Annotated in this window: 22 protein-coding genes, 1 tRNA gene and 1 pseudogene; 16 read left to right on the plus strand and 8 right to left on the minus strand. The window is 62.3% G+C overall.

Going from position 1 to position 25,040, the window contains the following annotated elements:
* Positions 1 to 93 precede the first annotated feature (93 nt).
* Positions 94 to 1,005, minus strand: coding sequence for an MBL fold metallo-hydrolase (locus tag C5J24_RS14855; protein ID WP_105418855.1), 912 nt, complete (start codon positions 1,003 to 1,005; stop codon positions 94 to 96).
* 221 nt (positions 1,006 to 1,226) lie between these two features.
* Positions 1,227 to 1,583 carry a hypothetical protein gene (locus C5J24_RS14860; RefSeq protein ID WP_046631230.1) on the minus strand — a complete coding sequence of 119 codons (357 nt, stop codon included), beginning with the start codon at positions 1,581 to 1,583 and terminating at the stop codon, positions 1,227 to 1,229.
* A 259-nt stretch (positions 1,584 to 1,842) separates the two neighbouring features.
* Here C5J24_RS14860 and C5J24_RS14865 point away from each other — a divergent pair.
* Positions 1,843 to 1,919, plus strand: a tRNA-Pro gene (locus tag C5J24_RS14865).
* Between the two features lie 278 nt (positions 1,920 to 2,197).
* Positions 2,198 to 3,223, plus strand: coding sequence for a LacI family DNA-binding transcriptional regulator (locus C5J24_RS14870; RefSeq protein ID WP_105418856.1), 1,026 nt, complete (start codon positions 2,198 to 2,200; stop codon positions 3,221 to 3,223).
* Positions 3,224 to 3,288: 65 nt separating this feature from the next.
* Here C5J24_RS14870 and cysN read toward each other — a convergent pair whose 3' ends face one another.
* The 3 genes from cysN to C5J24_RS14885 are packed head-to-tail and all read right to left on the minus strand — an operon-like array spanning position 3,289 to position 6,556.
* Positions 3,289 to 4,788, minus strand: a complete 1,500-nt coding sequence (gene cysN, locus C5J24_RS14875) for a sulfate adenylyltransferase subunit CysN (protein WP_105401934.1) — start codon at positions 4,786 to 4,788, stop codon at positions 3,289 to 3,291.
* A gap of 1 nt (position 4,789) precedes the next feature.
* Positions 4,790 to 5,743, minus strand: coding sequence for a sulfate adenylyltransferase subunit CysD (gene cysD / locus C5J24_RS14880; RefSeq protein ID WP_038540771.1), 954 nt, complete (start codon positions 5,741 to 5,743; stop codon positions 4,790 to 4,792).
* A gap of 42 nt (positions 5,744 to 5,785) precedes the next feature.
* Positions 5,786 to 6,556, minus strand: coding sequence for a phosphoadenylyl-sulfate reductase (locus C5J24_RS14885; protein ID WP_105418858.1), 771 nt, complete (start codon positions 6,554 to 6,556; stop codon positions 5,786 to 5,788).
* Positions 6,557 to 6,915: 359 nt separating this feature from the next.
* Here C5J24_RS14885 and C5J24_RS14890 point away from each other — a divergent pair, with 359 nt between their 5' ends.
* From C5J24_RS14890 to C5J24_RS14935, 10 genes are all read left to right on the plus strand, one after another.
* Complete coding sequence (locus tag C5J24_RS14890) at positions 6,916 to 7,371, plus strand: Rrf2 family transcriptional regulator (protein ID WP_105418860.1); 456 nt, start codon at positions 6,916 to 6,918, stop codon at positions 7,369 to 7,371.
* A 63-nt stretch (positions 7,372 to 7,434) separates the two neighbouring features.
* Positions 7,435 to 7,587 carry a type II toxin-antitoxin system ParD family antitoxin gene (locus C5J24_RS14895; RefSeq protein ID WP_105419099.1) on the plus strand — a complete coding sequence of 51 codons (153 nt, stop codon included), beginning with the start codon at positions 7,435 to 7,437 and terminating at the stop codon, positions 7,585 to 7,587.
* A gap of 435 nt (positions 7,588 to 8,022) precedes the next feature.
* Complete coding sequence (locus C5J24_RS14900) at positions 8,023 to 9,081, plus strand: sulfate ABC transporter substrate-binding protein (protein WP_046631246.1); 1,059 nt, start codon at positions 8,023 to 8,025, stop codon at positions 9,079 to 9,081.
* 13 nt (positions 9,082 to 9,094) lie between these two features.
* On the plus strand, positions 9,095 to 9,952 hold the full coding sequence (gene cysT, locus C5J24_RS14905; protein WP_105418862.1) for a sulfate ABC transporter permease subunit CysT: 858 nt from the start codon (positions 9,095 to 9,097) through the stop codon (positions 9,950 to 9,952).
* Positions 9,945 to 10,823: a sulfate ABC transporter permease subunit CysW gene (cysW, locus tag C5J24_RS14910; RefSeq protein WP_105401930.1), complete on the plus strand. Its 879-nt coding sequence runs from the start codon at positions 9,945 to 9,947 to the stop codon at positions 10,821 to 10,823. The genes cysT and cysW overlap by 8 nt, the downstream gene beginning before the upstream one ends.
* 15 nt (positions 10,824 to 10,838) lie before the next feature.
* Positions 10,839 to 11,876: a sulfate/molybdate ABC transporter ATP-binding protein gene (locus tag C5J24_RS14915; protein ID WP_105418864.1), complete on the plus strand. Its 1,038-nt coding sequence runs from the start codon at positions 10,839 to 10,841 to the stop codon at positions 11,874 to 11,876.
* A 234-nt stretch (positions 11,877 to 12,110) separates the two neighbouring features.
* On the plus strand, positions 12,111 to 13,430 hold the full coding sequence (locus C5J24_RS14920; RefSeq protein ID WP_105418866.1) for a phosphatidylglycerol lysyltransferase domain-containing protein: 1,320 nt from the start codon (positions 12,111 to 12,113) through the stop codon (positions 13,428 to 13,430).
* Positions 13,427 to 14,788, plus strand: coding sequence for a virulence factor family protein (locus C5J24_RS14925; RefSeq protein WP_172723983.1), 1,362 nt, complete (start codon positions 13,427 to 13,429; stop codon positions 14,786 to 14,788). Before C5J24_RS14920 ends, C5J24_RS14925 begins: the two co-directional genes overlap by 4 nt.
* Before the next feature lie 102 nt (positions 14,789 to 14,890).
* Positions 14,891 to 15,274, plus strand: coding sequence for a DUF6152 family protein (locus tag C5J24_RS14930; protein ID WP_105418870.1), 384 nt, complete (start codon positions 14,891 to 14,893; stop codon positions 15,272 to 15,274).
* A 7-nt stretch (positions 15,275 to 15,281) separates the two neighbouring features.
* Positions 15,282 to 15,752, plus strand: a complete 471-nt coding sequence (locus tag C5J24_RS14935; protein WP_105418872.1) for a DUF6644 family protein — start codon at positions 15,282 to 15,284, stop codon at positions 15,750 to 15,752.
* A 278-nt stretch (positions 15,753 to 16,030) separates the two neighbouring features.
* Here the strand turns inward: C5J24_RS14935 and betA are convergent, their stop codons facing one another.
* The 3 genes from betA to betC form a co-directional block, all read right to left on the minus strand.
* Positions 16,031 to 17,683, minus strand: coding sequence for a choline dehydrogenase (gene betA, locus C5J24_RS14940; RefSeq protein ID WP_105418874.1), 1,653 nt, complete (start codon positions 17,681 to 17,683; stop codon positions 16,031 to 16,033).
* A 246-nt stretch (positions 17,684 to 17,929) separates the two neighbouring features.
* Entirely contained in the window at positions 17,930 to 19,393 is a 1,464-nt protein-coding gene (gene betB, locus C5J24_RS14950; protein WP_105418876.1) for a betaine-aldehyde dehydrogenase, read from the minus strand.
* 1 nt (position 19,394) lies between these two features.
* Positions 19,395 to 20,918 (minus strand): choline-sulfatase, encoded by a 1,524-nt coding sequence (gene betC / locus C5J24_RS14955; protein WP_105418878.1) that lies wholly within the window; start codon positions 20,916 to 20,918, stop codon positions 19,395 to 19,397.
* Positions 20,919 to 21,406: 488 nt separating this feature from the next.
* Here betC and C5J24_RS14965 point away from each other — a divergent pair, with 488 nt between their 5' ends.
* From C5J24_RS14965 to C5J24_RS14975, 4 genes and pseudogenes are all read left to right on the plus strand, one after another.
* The gene (locus tag C5J24_RS14965; protein ID WP_105419101.1) at positions 21,407 to 21,715 is read left to right on the plus strand and encodes a HigA family addiction module antitoxin; all 309 of its coding nucleotides are present in this window, start codon (positions 21,407 to 21,409) and stop codon (positions 21,713 to 21,715) included.
* 30 nt (positions 21,716 to 21,745) lie between these two features.
* Positions 21,746 to 21,927: pseudogene (locus C5J24_RS31885) on the plus strand (HdeD family acid-resistance protein); the annotation flags it as partial.
* 173 nt (positions 21,928 to 22,100) lie between these two features.
* Positions 22,101 to 23,906, plus strand: a complete 1,806-nt coding sequence (locus C5J24_RS14970; protein WP_105418882.1) for a bifunctional diguanylate cyclase/phosphodiesterase — start codon at positions 22,101 to 22,103, stop codon at positions 23,904 to 23,906.
* Positions 23,907 to 24,007: 101 nt separating this feature from the next.
* Entirely contained in the window at positions 24,008 to 25,006 is a 999-nt protein-coding gene (locus C5J24_RS14975; RefSeq protein WP_105418884.1) for an NAD(P)H-quinone oxidoreductase, read from the plus strand.
* Positions 25,007 to 25,040 lie beyond the last annotated feature (34 nt).

A 25,040-nucleotide genomic window follows, 5' to 3' on the forward strand; every position in this document is an offset into this window, starting at 1 on the left:
TCGCGCAAAAGTGTGCAGCGGTTTTGCGATAACGGCATGCGGAGAAACTAAAGACTTGAAGCGTGCCGCGAATCCGAAGGATCGCGGCACGCTTCAAGCCGGCCAGTAGACCCCGGCGAGAGACGGCGGGCCTTCGGTCAGCACACGGCCTTTCTCGACCAGGTCTTCCAGATGCGCAAGCACGGAAAGGGCAGCTGCCCCATGCAGGCGCGGATCGGTGCTGGCATAGATCACCTTGACCATGTCGGGGATCAGCCGGTCGCCGGCCTTGATGCGCTCCAGCACCGCCCGTTCGCGCATGCGCCGATGGGTGCGAAGCCCCCGCAGAAACGAGCCGGGCTCCTTCACCGGCCCGCCATGGCCCGGAAAGAAGATGCGGTCCTCGCGCGGCAGCAGCTTTTCGATCGAAGCCATGAAATCCGCCATCGACCCATCCGGCGGCGCGACGATCGTGGTCGCCCAGGCCATCACGTGATCGGCGGAAAACAGTACGCCGGTTCCTTCCAGCCCGAAGGCGGAATGGTTGGCCGTGTGACCGGGCGTATGCACGGCCGTCAGCGCCCAGCCGTCCCCTTCGATCAACTGCCCGTCGGCGACTGCGATGTCGGGCACGAAATCGCCGTCGGCGCTTTCGGCGAACGGGTTGACCTCGCCCGCATGCAGCGGCCGCGAGGCCCGGTGCGGTCCTTCGGCGACGGTGATCGCGCCGGTTTCTTCGCGCAGCCGGCGGGCGAGCGGGGAATGGTCCCGGTGCGTATGGCTGACGAAGATATGGGTGACCTCGCGCCCCTTCAGCGCCGCCATCAGCGCTTCGAAATGTGCCTCGTTCTCGGGGCCGGGATCGATGACCGCGACCGAGGAGCCGCCGACGATGTAGCTATTGGTGCCGTGAAAGGTGAACGGCGAGGGATTGTTGACGGTCAGCCGCTGCACGCCTTCGGCAACGGTAACCGGCACGCCATAGGAAGGGGTGAATTCCATGTCGAAGGTAATGTCTTCCGCCATGCCGGGCCTCCGCGCCTGATGCGATCTCGATGACGGCCGTCGCGGCATTGCCGTTCTGCGCCGGGCCTCTGATCGCGTCGTTTACGCTGTTCAAGGCGCTCGTGAGATCTAGCATCGCTTTCGCTGCGGTGCATTCGGAAATTGCCGCCGGCCCTTACCCTGTCGGGCGACGGCCGGCGGCTTTCATGACTATGTCGTCCGCTTGCGCGGGCTCACGCGCCTCAGCCGGCGGTCAGCAGTTCCGTGCAATAGCTCGGGCCGTTGGCGCCCGGACGATCGGAGATGATGGTGATGTCGCGGATCACGTAGCTGGAGGACACGGTGATCTTGGCCGTGCAGCTGACGCTGGCGGTGCGGCCGCCCTGCTGCTTGATGCGGTTATAGCCGCCGCGCCAAGTATAGACAGTCGTGGAGCCCTCATCGATATCGCTGATCGGCGGGCTGAATTTCGCGAAGAACTCGCCGGCCGAGTGACCCACCCAGCGGCTCTCGATCGGATTGCTGGCAACGCTGACGGTGGTGCAGGCCGAAAGGGCGAGCGCGAAAAGGGCAGTCGATGCGATGACGCGGCGGCTCATGATCCTGAAAAATCCTTCATGTCTTCTGTTGTGCCTGGGAGGCAGGGTTTTCGAGACTGCACGTAACAGATTTTTGTCAGGCTTCGCGAGGCGATGAGCGCCCGCCGACATCAAATTTGTCCTGCGCCGCTTTTTTGCAACGCCCTGGTTTTCCGCCTTTCCGGAGCCGGGTTGCCGGCGATCGCGATGCCGTCGCATATTTTTCATGAGCGGCGCTTGTGCAATGAAAAATGCTGGTCTATAGAGGCGCCGCTGGTCACGGAGTGTAGCGCAGTCTGGTAGCGCACCACGTTCGGGACGTGGGGGTCGGAGGTTCGAATCCTCTCACTCCGACCAGATAGAACTCTGGCTTTCCAGAGGTTCCTTTCTCCCGAAGTTTTTCCGATCAAATTGCAGTCCCAGTGGACCGCTATCCGGCTGACTATGCCGAGCTTGGCGCGGCGTATTGCTCTTATCCACAACCCGCACTTTAATGGGGCGAAAATATACTAGGTCTCGACATGACATTGCTGCATCATGGCGGCGGGAACTTGTAACTTGTCGAAAGATTTCCAGGCTCAGGAACCGCTTCGGGTGGTAGCCTGCACCCGGGCGTGGAGAGGGCCGCAGAGCGCATGCCGCCTAGACGCGCCAGATCGGAACGGGTGACCCTGCTCGACGTTGCGAACGTTCTCGGGATCAGCTCGATTACCGTTTCCCGCGCCCTGCGAGAACCGGAAAAGGTGTCCGAGCCGCTTCGGCAGAAGATCCTCTGCCAGGTGGAGCAGATGGGTTACGTGCCCGATCTTGCCGCCCGGGCGCTCGCAAGCCGTCATAATGGCATCATCGGGGTTCTGGCGCCGGCGCTGACCAATCATGCCTATCTCGGCATCATGAGCGGCATTGAAGAACGGGTGCGCGATACGGATTTCCGCATCCAATATGCCAATACCAACCACGATGCGGAGCAGGAATACCGTCAGGTCAAGCTTTTCCTGTCACAGCATCCGGCCGGCATCCTGTTGACGGGGTTGCAGGACCAGCGGGTCAGCGATCTGCTTGAGCTCGCGCCGTGCCCGGTGGTGCAGATCGTCGATCTCAACCTGCTGCCCTCGGGTATCGCGGTCGGTATCAATCACCGCGAGGCGGCGGAAACTGCGACGCGCCATCTGCTCGCCTGCGGATACCGCCGCATCGGCCTGATCGGCGGTAGCCGCGATCTTCGCGCCCAACGGCGTCATGACGGCTATGCGCTGGCGATGCAGGAGGCGGGGCTCTACGATCCGGGCCTCGTCATGACCGAGCACAAGCAAACCAGCATGCAGCTCGGCTGCGACCTCTTCAAGCGGCTGCTGGAAACGGCGCCCGATGTCGATGCGGTATTCTGCCAGAACGACGATCTTGCGCTCGGCGCGCTGTTCGAGGCGCAACGGGCGGGCCTGCGCGTGCCGGATGATTTCGGGATCTGCGGTTATAACGACCTCGATTTCGCGCTCTGCGCCGAGCCGAGGCTGACCACTGTCCGCGTGCCGCGTTTCCAGATGGGCTATCAGGCCGCGGATCTCATCGTCCGGGCGATCAACGACGAATGCCTGCCGAGCCGCGTCATCCAGCTGCCGTTCGATCTCATCCAGCGCGGTTCGACGCGGCCGCTCGCCTGACGGGGGCTGGGCAACGAAAAAAGGGACCTTCCGGCCCCTTTTCCATTTCCCGCCGATCGAAACGATCAGATGTCGCCGCCGGCGTTGGAGAACAGTTCCGCCGCCTGCTTGGCGGTCATCCGCTTGACCTCGGTCTCGTCGCGGCGGTTGGCGAAGAGTTCGCTGGCCATCAGCTGCTCGGCAAGGTCGGCCGGCAGCGACAGTACCACGCGCTGGCCTTCGCCCCCCTGGCCACGGTGGATGCCGCCGATTTCGGCGCGCTTGGCGGTAATCATGCCGCCCGCCACCGTGTTCAGCGTATCCGGATCGATCAGGATGAAGGCGCCGGTCGAGCGGTTCTGCTCGTAAGCGTCAAAGACCGCCAGTTCCTCGAAGGAAAGGCGCACCTTGCCGATCGCATTCATGGCGAGCGTCGAGGCATGCGGCTGCCACTTGCCGGTCGCAAGCTCGAGCTGGCTGATCGGTTCGACCGCGACGCGCTGGCGGCGCGAACCGCTCTTCAGCCAGTAGCGTTTTCCGGGCTCGATGCCGCCCGGCTGCAGCGAGACGAGCTGGGCGTCGAAATGGTGGCCGGTCATCGGCTGGCCGTCGAGCGAAACGATCACGTCGCCGCGCGCCACGTCCACCTGCCGGTCGAGGACCAGCGTGATGGCGTCGCCCGCCACAGCAGCGTTGCGCACCAGGTCGAAGGTGACGATGCGGCTGACATTGGCGACCGTGCCGGAAGGCAGGATGACGACCGAGTCGCCCGGCTTCACCGAGCCGCCGGCGACGGTCCCCTGATATCCGCGAAAACTTTCGCCGGGACGGACGACGCGCTGCACCGGCAGGCGGAAACCGCCGGCCTGGGTGGAACGCACCGTCGCCAGCTCCAGCGTCTCGACCAGGGTCGGGCCGTCATACCAGGGCATCGAGGCATCGGCCGGATAAACGACGTTTTCGCCCTTGAGCGCCGACATCGGGATGGCGGTGATCTGGCGTACGCCGAGCGACAGGGCGAATTCGCGGAATTCGTGGGAGATCCTGTCGAAGATTGCCTTGTCGTAGTGAACGAGGTCGATCTTGTTGACCGCGAGCACGAACTGGCGGATGCCCATCAGGGCGGCGATCGTCGCGTGCCGGCGGGTCTGTTCGAGAAGCCCAGCGCGGGCGTCGGCAAGCAGGATGGCGAGATCGGCGGTCGAAGCGCCGGTCGCCATGTTGCGGGTATATTGCTCATGGCCGGGCGTATCGGCGACGATGAACGAACGCCTGTCCGTCGAGAAATAACGATAGGCGACGTCGATCGTGATGCCCTGTTCCCGTTCGGCCTGCAGGCCGTCGAGCAGCAGGGCGAAGTCCGGCAGGCCAAGGTCGTTCTGGCCACCCGAGTCGCGGGCAAGCGTCGCGGCCTGGTCTTCCTTGACCGCCTTGGTGTCCCAGAGCAGTCGTCCGATCAGCGTCGACTTGCCGTCGTCGACGGAGCCGCAGGTGATGAGGCGCAGCGGGCGCGTGTCGCGCACGGCCTTCAGGGGTTCTGCGAAGGGCAGGATGGTCGCCGAGGCGTTTTGGGCGGGAGCGGTCATCTCAGAAATATCCTTCGCGCTTCTTCTTTTCCATCGAGCCGGACTGGTCGCGGTCGATCGCGCGGCCCTGGCGTTCGGAAACGGTAGCGATTTCGAGCTCGGCGATCACCTCTTCGAGGTTGGACGCGGTCGAGCGGATGGCGCCGGTCAGCGGAAAGCAGCCGAGCGTGCGGAAACGGATCATGCCCTGCTGCACGGTTTCGCCGGGCAGCAGTTCAAGCCGCGGATCCTCGGCAAGGATCATCATTCCGTCGCGCTCCACATAGGGGCGTTCGGCGGCGTAATAGAGCGGCACGAGCGGAATGTCCTCCGCCTGGATGTAGCGCCAGATGTCGACCTCGGTCCAGTTGGAAAGCGGGAAGGCGCGCACGCTTTCCCCTTTCCGGACCATGCCGTTATAGACGTTCCACAGTTCCGGACGCTGGTTGCGCGGGTCCCATTTGTGGTCCGGGGTGCGGAACGAATAGATGCGTTCCTTGGCGCGGGAGGCCTCCTCGTCGCGCCGGGCACCGCCGAAGGCCGCGTCGTAGCCGCCGGCATCCAGCGCCTGGCGCAGGGCCTCGGTCTTCATGATGTCGGTGTAGAGCGCCGAACCGTGGCTGAACGGCGTAATGCCTTCCTCGGCGCCGCGCGGATTGGTGTGGACCACGAGGTCGAGATCGTATTTTTCGGCGATCTGGTCGCGGAACTCGATCATCTCCTTGAACTTCCACGTCGTATCCACGTGCAGCAGCGGAAAGGGGACGCGGCCGGGATAAAAGGCCTTGCGCGCGAGATGCAGCAGGACGGACGAGTCCTTGCCGATCGAATAGAGCATGACGGGTTTTTCGAATTCCGCCGCCACTTCGCGAAAGATGTGGATCGCTTCGTTTTCGAGGGCCTTCAGATGCGGATCGAGCGGCGGTCTGGAAACGGGCGGGTTCTTCACTTCCGTTTCCTGTACTGACAAAGGCATTTCGGTCTCCGGGTAGTCTCTAGAAACAAACAAGAAAGAGCTTCAGTTCGCTTGGGGGCCAGGCTCTGCGATCGGTTGAGCGGCGTTTTCCGGCACGTGTAGGCCGCATTCGCGCTTTTCGTCGTTTTCCCACCACCAGCGGCCGGCGCGCTCGGGCTCGCCGGGCTTGATGGCGCGGGTACAGGGCTCGCAGCCGATCGACGGATAACCGCGCTTGTGCAGCGGGTTGACCGGGATGGCTTCGGAAGCCACATGGGCATTGATTGTCTCGATGTCCCAGTCGGCCAGCGGGTTGATCTTGATCAGGTTGCGCTCGGCGTCGTATTCGGCGAACGGCGTCGTGGCGCGATTGCCGGACTGGCCGCGGCGAAGGCCGGTGACCCAGACGTCGGCGCCAGCTAAGGCCTTGGCGAGAGGCTTCAGCTTGCGCACATGACAGCAGGCGTGGCGGGCTTCGACGCTGTCGTAGAAGCCGTTGAGCCCGTATTTCGCAGCGTATTCGTCGACGTCGTCCTGTTCCGGCCGAAACCGGCGGATCTCGATGCCGTAGCGCTCCTCGGTTTCGCCGATCAGGTCGACGGTTTCCTTGAACAGCCGCCCGGTTTCGAGCGTCGAGACCTCGACCGGCAGGCGGTGCGTGCCGATCGCGGCGGTGATCACCTGGTCCTCGATGCCGAGCGATGTGGTGAACACGGCGTGACCGAGTTCGGCGGCAAGCGCCAGGCGCCCGGCAAGGTCCAGGCTTCCGAGCTTTGCGTCGAGGGTAGCGGCCAGTCCCGAACGGTCCTGGCCGGCGGCATCGTGCAGTGTCATGGGTCTTCTTCCGTGAGCAATCGCTGGATTATCCGGATTCCACGCGCGCAAGGACAGGAAAACCCGTTTCTTCCCATGGTGATGCGGAGCAAATATCTCTCCAAAGCGACGCTCACACAGAAAACCTGCCGCCTTAACCAAAAGTGACCAATTTTATCCCCGAAACCCCTGCATTGGTTTGTATTTTCTCGTGATTTGAGATATTGCGGGAACATGTCTCCGGGGCTCTGTTTCCCCTGGCGGATATGCAGCCCCTGAGCGCCCTTCCGGCGCCCCCGTGGATGCCCCGAACGAAGCTGAAGTGAGCGGCGCCGTGAGGACTATTTCCTTGCGGCGGCGCTATTGTCGATGGTTGCGTGATGATATCCCAGAAAGCGAAATATGCCCTTCGGGCCCTGGCCGCCCTGGCCCAGGCCGATCCCGCAGAGCCGATGCTGATTTCCGAGATTGCCCTCCAGCAGAGCATTCCGAAGAAATTCCTGGAACAGATCCTGCTCGACCTCAAACGCTCCGGTATCGTCGTTTCCCGCCGCGGCAAGCAGGGCGGTTATCTCCTCCTCAAGCCGGCCGACGCCATCACCTTCGGCGAAGTCCTGCGCCTGGTCGACGGCCCGATCGCGCCGCTGCCTTGCCTCTCGCAGACCGCCTACCGCAAATGCGAGGATTGCGACGGCGAGCACCTCTGCGAAATCCGCCACGTCTTCGCCCGCGTCGCCGACGCGACCCGCGACGTGCTGTTCAACACCACGATCGCCGATGCCGTCGAAGGCGCCGGCGACGCCAAGCCGCCGGTCAGGGAACTGCTGACGGCCTGAGGCCTCTGGTTTCGGCTTGGTGATGTACCAAAATTTGGTATGGTCGCGAAGCTGGAGGCTGACATGTCGCACAACACTCCGATCTCCCTCGATGATCATTTAGCGCGGATCAAGGCATTGCAGGATGCCCTGATCGCCGGCGAATTATCCGGGCCGCCGCAGTCCTTCGACAACGAAGCTTTCCTCAAGCGCATGCGTGAACGGTACGGCCGGTAGCCGCACTACGAATTCCCTCTTCTCCCCAGCGGGGAGAACTGCCGAGCAAAGCGAGGCGATGAGGGGGCCACGCCCGCAAAGCTCGCCTGGTGTTGGCTACCCCCTCATCCGACCCTTCGGGCCACCTTCTCCCCGCTGGGGAGAAGAGGGTGCCAGCCTCGATGGCCAACCCTTATCCGCCAGCACCTCAGCAGATTTCTCGCAAATCGCCCGCAAAATTCTCCTCCCGCACCCCCAAAGCCCCGATTATGGCGGGATTGTGATTTTGCAAACCGCCCGTTTGCCAACGCGGGCGTTCTGTCCATGTAGTGAGGGTTAATGGTTTCTTTGTCGTCGCGGGCCGCCAAAGGGAAACAGTTTTGCCTTCTTCCCAGCCTCGATTGACTAAGACGACCTAACCGATAGAGTTTTGGCAGAACCACAGGAGGGAACCTCATGTTCAATTTTGCCCCGGGATTGGGCCGGCGACTAGGTGCCCGTTTGGGCGCCGTCGCACTTGGTCTGTCCCTGACGACCGGCATTTCGGTCGGGATCGTCGCGCCGGCTTTTGCCCAAAGTCAGCTTCTCAACGTCTCCTACGATCCCACCCGCGAGCTCTACAAGGATTTCAACGTCGCCTTCGCGAAATACTGGAAGGCGCAAGGCGGCGATGACGTGACGATCCGCCAGTCGCATGGCGGTTCCGGCGCGCAGGCCCGCTCCGTAATCGACGGTCTGGAGGCCGATGTGGTGACGCTGGCACTCGAAAGCGACATCAACGCGATCGAGAAGTCCGGCAAGATCAAGGCCGGCTGGCGTGATCGGCTGCCGAACCATGCATCGCCCTACACGTCGACGATCGTCTTCCTCGTCCGCAAGGGCAATCCGAAGGGGATCAAGAACTGGGGCGACCTGGTGAAGGGCGACGTTGCGATCGTCACGCCGAACCCCAAGACCTCGGGCGGTGCCCGCTGGAACTACCTTGCCGCCTGGGCCTGGGCGAACGAGGAGTACAAGGGCGATCAGGCCAAGATCAAGGCCTATGTCGGCGAGCTCTATAAGCGCGCTCCGGTCCTCGATACCGGCGCCCGCGGCTCGACGGTCACCTTCGCCCAGCGCCAGATCGGCGACGTGCTGCTCGCCTGGGAAAACGAGGCCTATCTCGCCGGCGCCGAGTTCGGCAAGGATGCCTTCGAGATCGTCGTTCCGCCGATTTCGATCCTCGCCGAGCCGCCGGTCGCGGTCGTCGACGCCACCGTCGATTCCAAGGGTACCCGCAAGCAGGCGGAGGCCTATCTGCAGTATCTCTACTCCGATGAAGGCCAGAATATCGCGGCGAAGCACTTCTATCGTCCTTCGAAGCCCGATGTGGTAAAGCCGGATTTGTTGAAGGCCCTGCCGAACATCAAGCTCGTCACCATCGACGATCCGATCTTCGGCGGTTGGAAGAAGGCGCAGCCCGAACATTTCGGTGACGGCGGCATTTTCGACCAGATCTACAAGCCCGGTAAGTAAGTCGGAATATTAAATGATCCATAACGCCACTGCCTCACCGGCAAAGTGGCGACTGAAACGGCCGAGCATCATCCCAGGTTTTGGGTTGACGCTCGGCTTTTCGCTCGCCTACCTGTCGATAATTATCCTGATCCCCGTTGCCGGCCTGCTTTGGCGTACCGCCGGGCTTGGCTGGAGCGGGTTTTTCGCCGTTCTGACCGACCAGCGCACGCAGGACGCACTTTATATATCCTTCGGCACGGCCTTCGTGGCCGCGCTGGTCAATGTCGTCTTCGGCACCGTCGTCGCCTGGGTGCTGACCCGTTACAATTTTCCCGGTCGCCGGCTGATCGATGCGATCGTCGACCTGCCGTTCGCGTTGCCGACGGCGGTCGCCGGTATCGCGCTTGCGGCGCTCTATGCGCCCAACGGCTGGGTCGGTTCGCTGTTCATGCCGTTCCGCATCGCGTTCACGCCGCTCGGCATCGTCGTCGCGCTGGTCTTCATCGGCCTTCCCTTCGTGGTGCGCACCGTGCAGCCGGTCATGGAGGAACTGGACCGCGAGGTGGAGGAAGCCGCAGCCACGCTCGGCGCCAATCGCTTCCAGACCATTTCGAGGGTGATCCTGCCGGGGCTGACGCCGGCGATCCTGACCGGTTTTGCGCTCGCCTTCGCCAGAGGCGTCGGCGAATACGGTTCGGTCATCTTCATTGCCGGCAACATCCCTTATGTCTCGGAGATCGCGCCGCTCCTCATCGTCATCCGGCTGGAGGAGTTCAACTATGCGGGCGCGACGGCGATCGCCACCATCATGCTGATCATCTCCTTCGTGATGCTGTTCATCATCAACCTCATCCAGGCCTGGAACCGAAGGAGATACGGCAATGTCTGAAGTCTCCCGCTCCGCGCTCGGCAAACCGCCGGCCTTCCGCAACCCCGCCGACGAGCGCCCGCTCGCAAAGATCCTGCTGATCGGGCTGGCGCTGGTTTTCCTCGCCTTCTTCCTGCTCCTGCCGCTGGTTTCCGTCTTTGTGGAAGCTTTTCGCAAGGGCTGGTCGGAATATTACGAGGCGCTGATCGAACCCGACGCGGCGGCAGCGATCCGCCTGACGCTTCTGGTGGCGGCGATTTCCGTTCCGCTCAACCTCGTCTTCGGGCTCTGCGCCTCCTGGGCGATCGCCAAGTTCGAGTTCAAGGGTAAGTCCTTCCTGATCACCCTGATCGACCTGCCGTTCTCGATCTCGCCGGTCATCTCCGGCCTGGTCTACGTGCTGCTCTTCGGCTCCAACAGCCTGCTTGGCCCGATCCTCAAAAGCCAAGGCATCACCATCCTGTTTGCCGTGCCGGGCATCGTGCTCGCCACGGTCTTCGTCACCTTTCCCTTCGTCGCGCGCGAGCTGATCCCGCTGATGGAGGACCAGGGCACCGGCGACGAGGAAGCGGCGCTGTCGCTCGGCGCATCCGGCTGGCAGACCTTCTGGTATGTGACGCTGCCGAACATCAAGTGGGGCCTGCTTTACGGCGTGCTCCTCTGCAACGCCCGCGCCATGGGGGAGTTCGGCGCCGTCTCGGTCGTCTCGGGCCATATCCGCGGCCTCACCAACACCATGCCGCTGCATGTGGAGATACTCTATAATGAGTATAACTTCGTCGCGGCCTTCGCGGTGGCCTCGCTGCTGGCCTTGCTGGCGCTCGTCACCCTTGCATTGAAAACTCTTCTCGAACTTCGGTTCGGAGCCGGCGCTGCCGGCGGCAGGCATTGAAAGGTCTGAGGCTAGATGGAAGTCACCATCAACAATATCCGCAAGGAATTCGAACGTTTCCCGGCGCTGAACGACGTGTCGCTGAAGATCGCGTCCGGCGAGCTGATCGCGCTGCTCGGTCCCTCGGGCTCCGGCAAGACGACGCTCCTGCGCCTGATCGCCGGCCTCGATTTCCCGACATCGGGCAAGATCTTCTTCGGAGATCAGGACGCGTCGCATCATTCGGTGCAGGAGCGCAATGTCGGGTTCGTCTTCCAGCATTATGCGCTGTTCCGGCATATGACGGTTGCCGAGAATATCGGCTTTGGCCTCAAGGTCCGGCCGACCGCCAGCCGCCCGCCGAAGACGGAAATCCGCCGCCGGGTCTCCGAACTCCTGGAGATGGTCCAGCTCGGCGGGCTTGAGAAGCGTTATCCGAACCAGCTTTCCGGCGGCCAGCGCCAGCGCGTCGCACTTGCCCGCGCCATGGCGATCGAGCCGCGCATCCTGCTGCTCGACGAACCGTTTGGCGCGCTCGACGCCAAGGTGCGCAAGGAATTGCGCCGCTGGCTGCGGGAATTCCACGACCGCACCGGCCACACCACCGTCTTCGTCACCCATGACCAGGAAGAGGCGCTGGAACTTGCCGATCGCGTCGTGGTCATGAGCCAGGGCAAAATCGAGCAGGTCGGCTCGGCCGATGACGTCTACGACCGGCCCGGCTCCCCCTTCGTCTTCTCCTTCATCGGCGAGTCCTCGCAGCTCCCGGTCGAGGTAAGAGACGGCACCATGCTCTTCCAGGGCCAGCCGATTGGCATTGCGGAGGCGGGCGACGGGGCAGGGGAACTGTTCTTCCGGCCGGAAGACGTGACGCTTGTCGACGCGCCGGATGCGCTGTTCGGCAAGGTCACCGCCTGCCGCCGTCTCGCCGGCACCCGCATCGCCGAGATCGACATCGCCAATGACGGCCACGCGCCGTATCACGTCGAGGTGGAGGTGCCGCTGCATGCGCCGATCGAGCTCGGCAGTGAAACTCGCTTCCGTCCGACACGCTGGAAGGTTTTCCGCAAATAGCGTTTCCGCAGCCTCAAGATGACGTTAGCCGCCCGTTACACGCTGCGGCATATACGATGCCGCTGAAATCGCAGTGCACGCGCCGTTGTTGCGTGGCGTTTTTACCTTAATCACGGAAAGTTTTTCAAAATTGATATGTGTCAATTGTTGATTGGCACAGAACAGGTAAGAACCTTTTGGGCGCAAGCTCTGACGAAATGCAGGCCTAACGCTTATTTCCGCGACGGATAACCTATGGCAGACATTGCCCACCTGGAAGAACCCTCCGAGCCGGTCGCCGGCTCGCCGGCAAAACAGTCGGCACAATCGGCCATCTCCATGGGGAGGGTGCTGATTGATCGCCTGACTCCCGATACGAGCATTCTCCTGTCTTTCGGTTTCGTTCTGTTCGTGATCGCACTTGGCGTGAGTGTCTTCCTCGAGGAAAATCTGGTGAGGCTCGGCTGGAGCCTGCTTCTGTCGAACACCAATATCCAAGCGCCGACCGGCCTGGCGCTGACGCTCCTGATCGGCACGCTTGCCACCAACCGGCTGCGGCGCCCGCGGCGCTGCCGCAAGCCGCCGGCGAGCGACGAGCTGAACCGCGCCGTCGAAATTCTCGCCACCCAACCGAATGCGAGCGCCGGTCTCGTACGCCTCGGCGACAAGAAGCTGCTTTTTTCCGATTGCGGCAACGCGTTCATCATGTACGCCCAGCAGGGTCGTTCCTGGGTGGCGCTGTTCGATCCCATCGGCCCCGGCAGCGCCTGGTCCGGCCTGACGCTGAAATTCATGGAACATGCCCGCAAGTCGGGCTGCCGCGCTGTTTTCTATCAGGTCTCCCCGGATTTCCTGCCGCTCACCGTCGAATCCGGGTTGAAGCCTTACAAGCTCGGCGAACAGGCGGTGGTTGACCTGACGAACTTCGACCTCAAGGGTGGCACTCGGATCAGGCTTCGGCGCGCCGTCAACCGCGCGGTTCGCGATGGTCTTGAGTTTTCGATGATGGAGGCAGATGACGTGCCCGCCGTTCTCGATGAGCTCCGTTCCGTCTCCCGTGCGTGGCTGACGGCCCAGAATGCCACGGAAAAAGGTTTTTCGCTCGGAACCTTCCAGCCTCAATACGTGGCGACCGGCCCGGTTGGCGTCATCCGCATCGAGGGCAAGATTGTTGCATTCGCCAACGTCCTTTCGACCGGCTCCGCCGGGGACGCCTGCATCGACCTGATGCGCCACCTGCCAAATGCTCATCAGGGCATGATGGTCTTGCTGTTCGTGCGGATCATGGAGCATTTGAGGGCTGCGGGCTTTCGCACCCTCAACCTCGGCATGGCGCCGCTCGCCGGCCTTTCGACCCATAGCAAGGCGCCGCTCTGGAACCACGTGGGCGAGCGCATCTTCCAGAATGGCGAGCGTTTCTACAATTTCCGCGGCGTGAGGTTGTTCAAGGACAAGTTCGATCCGGAATGGCAGCCGCGTTACATCGCTGTCTCCGGCCGTGGCCTGCCAATCGTTTCACTGGTCGACGTTACCATGCTGATCGGCGGCGGGCTGAAGGGCATCCTTCGCAGATGAAGGTTCTGCCGATCATTGTTGCAGGCATCACCTTCGTCGCTGCCATCGTCAATATCGTCTCCGACCCGGCCCTGAAGGCCAAAAGCCTGCCGATCGACCGGATTTCTTTTCCCGAAACCAAGGCGACTGGCGTCGTGGTGCTGCTTTCGGGCGGCGAGGGGTGGTCGGACCGCGAGGAACGCACGTCCGAGGCCTTGGTCAGGGACGGCGCCCTGGTGGTCGGCGTGGATATTCGCGATTATTATGCGGCGCTCGAGGAAGAGCGGAGCGACTGCCTTTACCTGGTTTCCGACATCGAAGACGTGACGCGCCAGCTGCACCGCTCGGCCGATATCGCCACCTACTATCCGCCGGTCGTGGCAGGCATTGGCGACGGCGGTACGCTGGCGCTAGCCATCGCCGCCCAGACGCCGGATTCGACGATCGCCGAGACACTCGCCATCGACCCGCAGACCGCCATCCCGCTATCGACCATCCTCTGCACACCGGCGCCAAAGACGCCAGTCACCGGCGGCACGGTCTACGGCCTGACTGAAGGCGATCTCCCCAATCCCGTCCGGATCGTGTTCACCCCCGAGGCCGACGCGGCGGGCCGCATCCACACAGAAAATCTGAAAAACACCCATCCCGCGATCGAGTACCGGGAAACGGCTGGGGCCGCGGATGTGGCCCTGCTGGAGAATACATCGGCCACCGTCCGCCGGCTCGCCCAGTCCGCGTCGCCGCTCAATCTGCCGATCGTGCCGATCCATGCGACGCCAAAGCACAACACCATGGCGATCATCTATTCCGGCGACGGCGGCTGGCGCGATATCGACCAGCAGCTCGGCGCCTATCTGAAGGAAGAGGGCATCCCGGTCGTCGGCGTCGATGCATTGCGCTATTTCTGGAGCGAGCGAACCCCGGAACAGACCGCCGCCGACCTTTCCCGTATCATCAGCTCCTACCGCAAACGCTGGAACGTCGATAACGTCCTGCTGATCGGATATTCCTTCGGTGCGGATATCCTGCCGGCCACCTACCGGCTGCTGCCGGATGCCGACAAGCAGGCGATCTCGCTCATCTCGCTTCTGGCGCTGTCGCACCAGGCGGATTTCGAGATCAACGTGACCGGCTGGTTGGGGTTTGCAGGCCATGGCAAATACGGCGATCCGGTCGACGATCTTCGCGAGGTCGAGCCGTCCAAGATCCAGTGCATCTACGGCCTCAAAGAAGATGGCAGCGCCTGCCCGGCAGTCCGGGAGATCCGCGGCACCCAGGTTCTCGCCCGCGAAGGCGGCCACCATTTCGACGGCGACTACCGCGCCCTCAACCGCCTGATCGTCGACAGGGCCGTGGCGCTGATTGCGACCAACTGACGGTCGATAGCGGGCTGACGTTCAAGAAACGGTGAAACCTCTGGTTATTCGGTAAGGCATCCTACATCTCCGGCATATGATCCGGAACAGAGGAGAGCCGTCATGCCCCGCCTTTCGATCGCCCGCATTCTAGCCGGCACCATGATCGCCGCATCGCTCGCCGGCACTGCCGTTGCCCATCACGGCTGGTCCTGGGCGGAAGCCGACCAGATAGACCTCAAGGGTACGATCCAGTCGATTTCGTTCGCGCCGCCGCATCCGACGCTCGAGATCAGAGCCGAAGACGGCGTCTGGCGCGTCGAGCTCGGTAATCCCAATCAGACCCAGCGCTCCGGCTTCGTCGAAGGGCAGGCCAAGGTCGGCGACCAGATCACCGCCACCGGCAACCGCTCCGAAGACCGCACCGAAAAACGCATGAAGGCGGTCCGGATCGTCGTCTCCGGCAAGACCTTCGACATCTATCCGGAACGCATCAAGACCAACTGAGGCGGGCATGGAATTCCTCGCGTCGCTTGTCGAAACGCCGCTCGCGCGGGCGCTGATCACCTCGTCGACGCTCTATCTGCTGGTCAACGCCGCGCATATCCTCGGCATCGGCATGCTGTTCGGCGCCATCCTGGCGCTGGACCTCCGGCTGCTGGGTCTGGCCCCGGTCGTCCCGCTTGCCGCTATCGCGCCCTACCTGTCACGCTTGGCCGGCGCCGGCGTCCTGATAGCGGTCGTCACCGGCCTCTGCCTGTTCTCGGTGCGGCCGCTGGAATATGTCCGCAACCCGGCCTTTCTCGCCAAACTCGGCTTGGTAGCCCTGGGGCTCCTGAACGTTGCCGTTGTTCATTTCAATTCCGGATGGCGGACGGTGCTGGCCGGCAACGCGCCGACGGCAGCACTTCGGTTTTCCGCCATCCTCTCGATCGTGATCTGGATCAGCGCGGTGATCGCCGGCAGGTGGATCGGGTTTTTGTAGGCGTCTTGATCCGATTTAAAAGTTGCTACAATATCTCAGTATCAATCGGGGATTGTTGATGGACCGTAATCCTCCCGAACGTGCTTGGGAACAACGTGAGTTCATTTTGCGAGGGCTTGCCTCTTATGAGGACGCGCTATGCACCGGTATCTACTACAGCACGGATGAAGTCCTTGCCGAATTGAGATCCAAACTAGATGCCAGAACCGCGGAAAGGGCTGCGACACAAAAGCGGTTGGAGGAGGCATTCGGTTCATGGAATGAAGTCGACGGTTTGACTACCGATCGCTCACCATCGCCCGCGGATTGACCCAGGGTTCCTGATTGCTGCGGGGCAGGGGCGTCTTGCCGAGGATATGATCGGCTGCCTTCTCTCCGGTCATGATCGAGGGGCCGTTGAGGTTGCCGTAGGTCACATGCGGGAAGATCGACGAGTCCGCGACCCTCAGGCCCTCGACGCCGATCACCCGGCATTCCGGGTCGACCACCGCAAGCGGATCGTCGGCGCGGCCCATGCGGCAGGTGCCGCAGGGGTGATAGGCGCTTTCCAGGTGCTCGCGCAGGAATGCGTCGATCTGGTCATCCGTCTCGACCTGTTCGCCCGGCTGGATTTCCGGCCCGCGATACTGGTCGAATGCCTTCTGGGAAAAGATCTCGCGGGTCAGCCGCACGCAGTGGCGGAACTTCTCCCAGTCTTCGGGATGGCTCATGTAGTTGAAGCGGATCACCGGATCCACCTTCGGATCGGGCGAACGCAGCGTCACGCTTCCGCGCGATTTTGACAGGTTGTAGCCGACATGCACCTGGAACCCGTGGCTTTTCGCCGCCGCGCGGCCGTCATAGGAAATCGCCACCGGCAGGAAATGGTATTGAATATCGGGCTGCGTGAGACCGGCGCTCGAGCGCAGGAAGGCGCAGGCCTCGAACTGGTTGGACGCGCCAAGGCCGCCCTTCGACAGCAGCCACTGTGCGCCGACCACGCCCTGCCAGAACCAGGGTAGCCAGGAATAGAGCGATACCGGCTTGGTCGAGACCTGCTGGAAATAGAATTCCATATGGTCCTGCAGGTTGGCGCCGACACCTGGCCGGTCTGCCGTGACTTCGATGCCCATCTCCTTGAGATGGTCCGCCGGCCCGATGCCCGACAGCATCAGCAGTTTCGGCGAGTTGAAGGAGGAGGCCGAGACGATCACCTCGCGGTTAGCCTTGATCGTCTCGTTGACGCCGCGCCTTTGGATTTCAACGCCGACGGCGCGGCCGTTCTCGATGACGATTTTCTGCGCCAGCCCATAGATCAGTTCGACATTCTTGCGCTTCAGCGCCGGCCGCAGATAGGCGTTGGCGGCCGACCAGCGCCGGCCGTTGTGGATCGTCTGCTCCATCAGCCCGAAACCTTCCTGTTTCGAGCCGTTATAGTCCTCGGTCATCTCGAAACCGGCCTGGGAGCCCGCCTGGATGAAGGCATGGAAGAGCGGATTGGTCATCGGCCCACGTTTTACATGCAGTGGCCCGTCCGTGCCGCGCCAGCCTTCCTCGCCGCCATGGCTATGCTCCATGCGCTTGAAATAGGGCAGCACGTCCGCATAGGCCCAGCCGGTCGCTCCCAGCTCCTCCCAACGGTTATAGTCCTCGGCGTGCCCCCGGACATAGACAAGCCCGTTGATCGACGACGACCCGCCGATCACCTTCCCGCGCGGCGCGGTGATGCGGCGGTTGTTGAGGTTCGGTTCGGGCTCGGAAAGATAACCCCAGTTGTAGCGCTTCATGCTCATCGGCCAGGCAAGCGCCCCCGGCATCTGGATGAACGGCCCGAAATCCGTGCCCCCGGCCTCGATGACGATCACGGAATTCTTGCCGTCCTCCGACAGGCGATAGGCCATGGCGGAGCCTGCGGACCCGGAACCGATGATGACGAAGTCTGCCTGAAGCATGTCAGTGTTCTCCAGACATTGTCGTGAGGTCGTGCTCTATCCGCCCCCCTCTGGCCTGCCGGCCATCTCCCCCACGGGTGGGGAGATCGGCTGGGCGCACCGGCTTCCCCAAACAAAAAGCCGTGCCGACGGAAGCAACGTTTATGTGGCACGAAGGTCGAGCCGCTTGTGATCTCCCCACTCGTGGGGGAGATGGCCGGCAGGCCAGAGGGGGGCGGACTTGCGCGACGACAGCAGGAGCGAACATCAATATGGCGCCTCGACCTTGCCCATGCCGACATAGACTGTCTTCAGCTCCGAATAATGCTCCAGCGCCGCCTGCGAATTTTCGCGTCCGAAGCCGGATTGTTTCGAGCCGCCGAAGGGGATTTCGACTGGGCAGAGATTGTAGGTATTGATCCACAGCGTGCCGGCCTCGAGCTGATCCGCTACCCAGTGGCCGCGCGTGAGATCCGACGTGAACACCCCGCCCGAAAGACCGAATTCGGTGCCGTTGGCGCGGGCGATCACCTCGGCCTCGTCGTCGAAATCGAGCACGCACATGACGGGGCCGAAAATCTCCTCGCGGGCGATCGTCATGTCGTCGGTGACGTCGGCGAAAACGGTCGGCTGCACGTAATAACCTTCGCCGGTGACGTGGTTCGGAATGCCGCCGCCGGTGACCAGCGTGGCCCCCTCGGCCTTGCCCTTTTCAATATAGCTCATCACCTTCTGGCGCTGGTCGAAGGACACCATCGGCCCGATCTGGGTCGCCTCGTCCATCGGATCGCCGATCACCATGTTTTCCGTGCGCGCCTTGAGGCGGGAGAGGAAGGTCTCCTTGATGCTTCGTTGCACGAAGACGCGGGTGCCGTTGGAGCAGACCTGGCCGGTCGAATAGAAATTGCCGAGCATCGCCCCGCCGATCGCACTGTCGATATCGGCGTCGTCGAAGACGATCAGCGGCGACTTGCCGCCGAGCTCCATCGTCACATGCTTGAGGTTCCCGGCCGCCGCTGCAGCCACCTTGCGGCCGGTCGGCACCGAGCCGGTCAGCGACACCTTGGCGACATCGGGATGGTTGACCAGCAGCGGCCCGGTCGTCCGGTCGCCCTGGATGACGTTGTAGAGCCCCTTCGGCAACCCGGCCTCGATCAGGATTTCGGCAATCTTCAGCGCCCCGAGCGGCGTGTTTTCGGATGGCTTGAACACCATCGCATTGCCGCAGATCAGCGCCGGCGCACCTTTCCAGCAGGCGATCTGCTGTGGATAGTTCCAGGCGCCGATGCCGACACAGACGCCCAGAGGCACCCGTTTCGTATAGGCAAAGTCCTGCCCCAGCGGGATATAGCTTCCGTTGAGTCCTGCCGCTGCGATACCCCCGAAGAATTCGAAGCTGTCGGCGCCCGATGTCGGGTCGGCGACGATGGTTTCCTGGATCGGCTTGCCCGTATCGAGAGTCTCCAGTTCGGAAAGCTCACGGTTGCGCTCCCGCATGATGTCGGCGGCGCGCTTGAGGATGCGGCCGCGGGCGGTCGGGCTCATGGCCGCCCATTCAGGCTGAGCGCGCTTGGCGGCCGCAATCGCCCTCTCGACGATCGCGGGCGTCGCCGCATGCAGCCGCGCGATCACCTCTCCGGTCGCCGGATAGAGGCTTTCGATGACGGTGCCGTCGGTATCCTCGACATATTCGCCATCGATGAAATGGCTGGCGATCGGCTGGGCTTTCATCTCATTCTCCGCGCGGGTAGCGTTTGGACTCTTCGAGATTGTCGAGGTTCATGTGGTTGCGCATGTAGCGCTCCGATGCTTTCTGCAAGGGCTGGTGGTCCCAGGGATAATAGGCGCCGTTGCGCAACGCCTCGTAGACCACCCAGCGCCGCGCCTGGCTTTCACGCACCGCCGCGTCGAAGGCGCCCATGTCCCACCGCTCTTCGCGCTGGCGCCGGAACTGAGCAACCACTTCGGCAAGTTCCGGATCGTCGGCAAGGTTGTTGAGCTCCTTGGGATCGCTTTCCAGGTCGAACAGCTGGTCCGGATCGAGTAGGCAATGGACATATTTCCATTTGCCCTCGCGGATGGCGACGAGCGGCGCATGGGAACCTTCGGCGGCATATTCCATCAGCACCGGGCTCGTGCGCGGAACACCCTCCATCATCGGCTTCAGGCTCTCGCCGTCCGTCCAGGGCTTGATCTCGTCCATCGAAATGCCGGCGAGGTCGCAGAGCGTCGGGGTGACGTCGAGGTTGGAGGCCGGCGCCAGATGCAGGGCAGCGGGCACGCCGGGACCGGCGATCATCAGCGGCACGCGGGCCGAACCTTCGAAGAAGTTCATCTTGAACCACAGCCCGCGCTCGCCGAGCATGTCGCCATGGTCGGAGCAGAACAGGATCAGCGTGTCGTCCAGCATCCGCGTCCGCGTCAGCGTGTCGACCAGCTCGCCGACCTTCTCGTCGATATAGGAGATGTTGGCGAAATAGGCTCTTCGCGAACGGCGGACATTTTCTTCCGTCACGTCGAAATTCTTGTAGTCGCAGGAAAAGATGATCCGCTTCGAATGGGGGTCCTGGTCTTCGAGCGGGATCGGCCCGACTTCCGGCAGCAGGTGCACGCAATCCTCGTAGAGATCCCAGAACTTCTTCCGCGCCACATAGGGGTCGTGCGGATGGGTGAAGGAGACGGTCAGCGCCCAGGGGCGCCGCTTCGCATCGTCCCGCTCGCGGGCCAGGTGATAGAGCTTCTGATTGGCGAGGAAGGCGACCTCGTCGTCATATTCCATCTGGTTGGTGATCTCGGCCACGCCCGCGCCGGTCACCGAACCGAGATTGTGGTACCACCAGTCGATACGCTCGCCCGGCTTGCGGTAATCCGGCGTCCAGCCGAAATCGGCGGGATAGATATCGGTCGTCAGCCGGTCCTCGAACCCATGCAACTGGTCCGGCCCGACGAAATGCATCTTTCCCGAAAGCGCCGTGTAATACCCGGCGCGGCGCAGGTGATGGGCGAAGGTCGGGATCGACGAAACATATTCGGCGGCATTGTCGTAGACCTGCGTCCGGCTGGGCAGCTGGCCCGCCATGAACGAGGCACGCGCCGGCGCGCAGAGCGGCGATGACGTGTAGTTGTTGACAAACCGGGCACCGCGCGCGGCAAGCGCCTTGAGGTTCGGCGCATGCAGGAACGAAGCCGGCCCGTCGGGAAACAGCGTCCCGTTCAACTGGTCGACCATGACGATGAGGATATTGGGTTTGGTCATGCTGTCCTCAATTGTCGACGTGGGCGCCCAAGGCGCAGATTTTCACGCATGCTGTAGGCGATAGCATGCCGCTCGGTGGGGCATGGATCCTCGGGTCAAGCCCGAGGATGACGGAGCGCGTGGGATCGATCGGCGAAATAGGAAACATTGCAATTCGCTCAGAGGTCTCTTTGGGCATCTGTCGCACCTCCCTCTTAATGGTCATCCTCGGGCCTCTCCGTCGTCATCCCGGGGCCTCTCCGTCGTCATCCTCGGGCTTGACCCGAGGATCCAGCCGCGCGCTCTGCTGCGGATAGGCCACGATACTTCACCACCTGCAATGTCGCCGCTTTTGAGGAGGCGGGGCGTCATGCGTCGTCGCTCGGCTATCATCATTTCGATTTTGCCTTAGATTCCTTCAGTGATTTGAGTTATTTTTGATCGTGTCGGCAATCAAGGATAGTTTGCGAACCTTCCTGTTCCAAAAGCGCAGGTGACTCAACATGAGCATGCTGACGACCAAGCGTAAACCGGTAACGGTCGGCGAAATCCTCGTCGAAGAATTCATGGTGCCGATGAGCCTTACGCAGGCGGCGCTGGCAGAGGCCATGGGCGTGCAGCGCAAGCACGTCAATGAACTCTGCAACGGCCGCCGGAGCGTGACCGCGCCGACCGCGCTCATCTTGGCACGGGTGTTCGGCAACAGCCCGGATTTCTGGCTGAATATCCAGCGGCGCAACGATCTCTGGGCGGCCATGCATGACCCCAGGGAGATCGAGCGGATCGAGCGCGCCCGCCCGCTCTACGATGCCGCATGATCGACCCCTTGAGCCGTTGACGCGTTGATGCGGCCGATGCGCGGTTCCCGCTGGGTGTCATTTTCGGCGGCGTCATAACGGCGCTCGCAGGCCTGGTGATCGCGCTCGGCTGGCCGGTGAATAGCCTCTGGATCCTCGGCCTGTTCCTCGCGATCGACCTCACGATGCAGGGCTGGGCCCTGATCGCGGTAGCGCTTGCGGCCAAGTCCTGAGGCACGCAGAGGTTGCCGCTAAGTCTCTAAAATCTTGTATAAAAATGCTTTTCATCGTCACAAAACTTTCATCCAGCCTTCATGTTCGGGAAAGGTATTTTTGACCAATTGCTGGGAACCTGACGTTCGTGTTGAGGCATGTTTTAGGCCATTGCGCAGTGGAGTAATGAGTAATGTCGTCTGCGGCCATCTTGGAACCGGGCGTTTTCCGTCGGTATGCGAGCGATCAGCTTGTCACTCTGGCCAAATTGGTTTTGGAAAATGCCTTTCAGCCGATTGTCGAGGTCGGCACCGGGTCCGTCTTCGGTTATGAATCGCTGCTGCGCGGCCAGGAACGGATCGGGTTCTCGTCACCGCTCGAACTGCTCGATGAGGCCCAGGAGACCAACCAGCTTCTGGCGCTCGAACAGATGATGGCAACCCGGGCATTGGCGAAATTTGCCAGCCTGCCGGATTTCTCGTCCCAGACCCTGTTTCTCAATCTCGACGTCCGGCTGATCCGCCACGGCAAACATTTCCTCGAAAAGGTCGTGCAGCACCTGCGCAAGGCGAATATCGCTCCGTCTTCCGTCTGCTTCGAATTCTCCGAGCGTTTCGACAATACCAGCGTGCCGGAATTCTCCGATCTGGTCACCCAGATGCGGAAGGAAGGCTTCAAGCTGGCGATCGACGATTTCGGCGTCGGCCATGGCGAAATGAAACTGCTCTGCGACTATCCGGTCGATTATCTGAAGATCGACCGCCATTTCGTCGCCGGCATCGATAAGAACCCGCGCAAGCGCCACCTCGTCAAGAACATCGTCAGCATCGCCCACGTGCTCGGCATCCGCGTCATCGCCGAGGGCATTGAGACGGAGGCGGAATTCCTCGTCTGCCGCGAATATGGCGTCGACCTCGTCCAGGGCTGGTTCATTGCCCGACCGACCACATTCGTGTCCGAACTGCAGCCCTCCTTCCCCTATCTCGCCGATATCGGCCGTTCCCGTCGCTCCAGCCAGTCGCTCGACGAAATCCTCATCCGCAAGCAGATCGAACACCTGCCGACCGTCTATGAGAACCAGAGCATCGACAGCGTCTTCGACCTGTTTCGTCGCAATCCGCGCCAGGCATTCTTCCCGGTGCTGAATGCAAACGGCGAGCCGCGCGGCGTCATCAACGAATACCATCTCAAGGAATATATCTATCAGCCCTTCGGCCGCGATCTCCTGAAGAACAAGGTCTACGAACGCTCGATCTCGCATTTCGTCGACCGCGCCCCGATCGTCGGGCTGGATGCGGAAGCCGAAGAGCTGATGACCCTGTTTGCCAACATGGAAAACAGCGCCTGCGTCATCCTCACCGAAAACATGCGGTATGCGGGCGTCGTCTCCGCCGCCTCGCTGATCAAGGTCATCAACGAAAAGCAGCTCAAGATCGCCCAGGACCAGAACCCGCTGACCGGCCTGCCGGGCAATCGCGCCATCCGCGACTTCATGCAGGAAACCGGTCGCGACGACGACGAGACCCGCTTCTTCTGTTATTGCGACTTCGACAACTTCAAGCCGTTCAACGATCACTACGGCTTCCAGATGGGCGATCATGCGATCTCGCTGTTTGCCGCCCTGGTGAAGCGTTATTTCTTCTCCGACGGCGATTTCCTCGGCCATGTCGGTGGCGACGATTTCTTCATTGGCGTGCGCGGCTGGACCCGCGACGAACTCAATGAAATCCTCGAACGCCTGCTCTCCGATTTCCATGACGATGTCGTCGAACTCTATTCCCCGGAAGAGCGCGCGGCCGGCAAGATCCGCGGCCACGACCGCTCCGGCACGGAGCGGGATTTCCCGCTGCTGCGCTGCTCGATTGGCGTGCTCGAACTGCCACAGGGCCTGCTGCTCGACGATGTCGGCCGCATCGGTTCGGAGATCGCCGCCGTCAAGGCGGAAGCCAAGGAAAGCGACGGCGGTCTGGTTTTCGCAAGTTTCGGCGAGACAAAATGACCTAGGCGACGGAACGCCGCCTTCCTATCGCAAGGCGACTATCCTAAGTCAGGGGGCCTATCACCGATCCCGTCGGTGGCCGCACTGAGAGGAGACCCGCCATGCCGCTTCCCACCGAAATGCGTTTCGTCGATCTGCCGTCCTTCGGAGAGCCGGAGGTAATGACCATTGCCAGGGGGCCGCTGCCGGCGGTACGGCCGGGCGAAATCCTGGTCAAGGTGGAGGCGGCCGGCATCAACCGTCCGGACGTGCAGCAGCGCAAGGGCGCTTATCCGCCGCCGAAGGATGCAAGCCCGATCTTCGGTCTGGAAATATCAGGCGAAGTGGTGGCAATCGGGGAGGGCGTCAGCGAATTCAAGCCCGGCGACAAGGTCTGCGGGCTCGCAAACGGCGGCGGTTATGCGGAATATTGCGTCGTGCCGGCGGGGCAAGCTCTGTCATGGCCGAAGGGTTTTGACGCAGTGAAAGCCGCGGCGCTGCCGGAAACCTTTTTCACCGTCTGGGCCAATCTGTTCCAGATGGCGGGCCTGACCGAAGGCGAGAGCGTGCTGATCCACGGCGGCACCAGCGGCATCGGCACGACCGCCATTCAGCTCGCCAAGGCGTTCGGCGCGACGGTCTACGCGACCGCCGGCTCCAGGGAAAAATGCGAGGCCTGCGAAAAGCTCGGTGCCGTGAGAGGCATCGACTACAAGACCGAGGACTTTGCCGAGGTCATCAAGGACATCACCGGCGGCAAGGGCGTCGACGTCGTGCTCGACATGATCGGTGCTGCCTATCTCGAAAAGAACCTCTCGGTTCTCGCCAAGGACGGCTGCCTGTCGATCATCGCTTTCCTCGGCGGCAACATCGCCGAAAAGGTCAACTTGTCACCGATCATGGTCAAGCGCCTGACGGTCACCGGCTCGACCATGCGCCCGCGCACCGCGGACGAAAAACGCGCCATCCGCGACGATCTTTTGGCCCAGGTCTGGCCGCTCCTGGAGGACGGAACGGTTGCCCCGGTCATCCACTCCGTCCTGCCGCTCGCAGAGGTCGTCGAGGCCCACAAGCTGATGGAAACCAGCAGCCATATCGGCAAGATCGTGGTGACCCTTTGACAAATTTGTCAAATTATATCAGCTTTGGTATAAG

It is taken from the genome of Neorhizobium sp. T25_27, assembly GCF_002968565.1.
Lineage (GTDB): Bacteria > Pseudomonadota > Alphaproteobacteria > Rhizobiales > Rhizobiaceae > Neorhizobium > Neorhizobium tomejilense.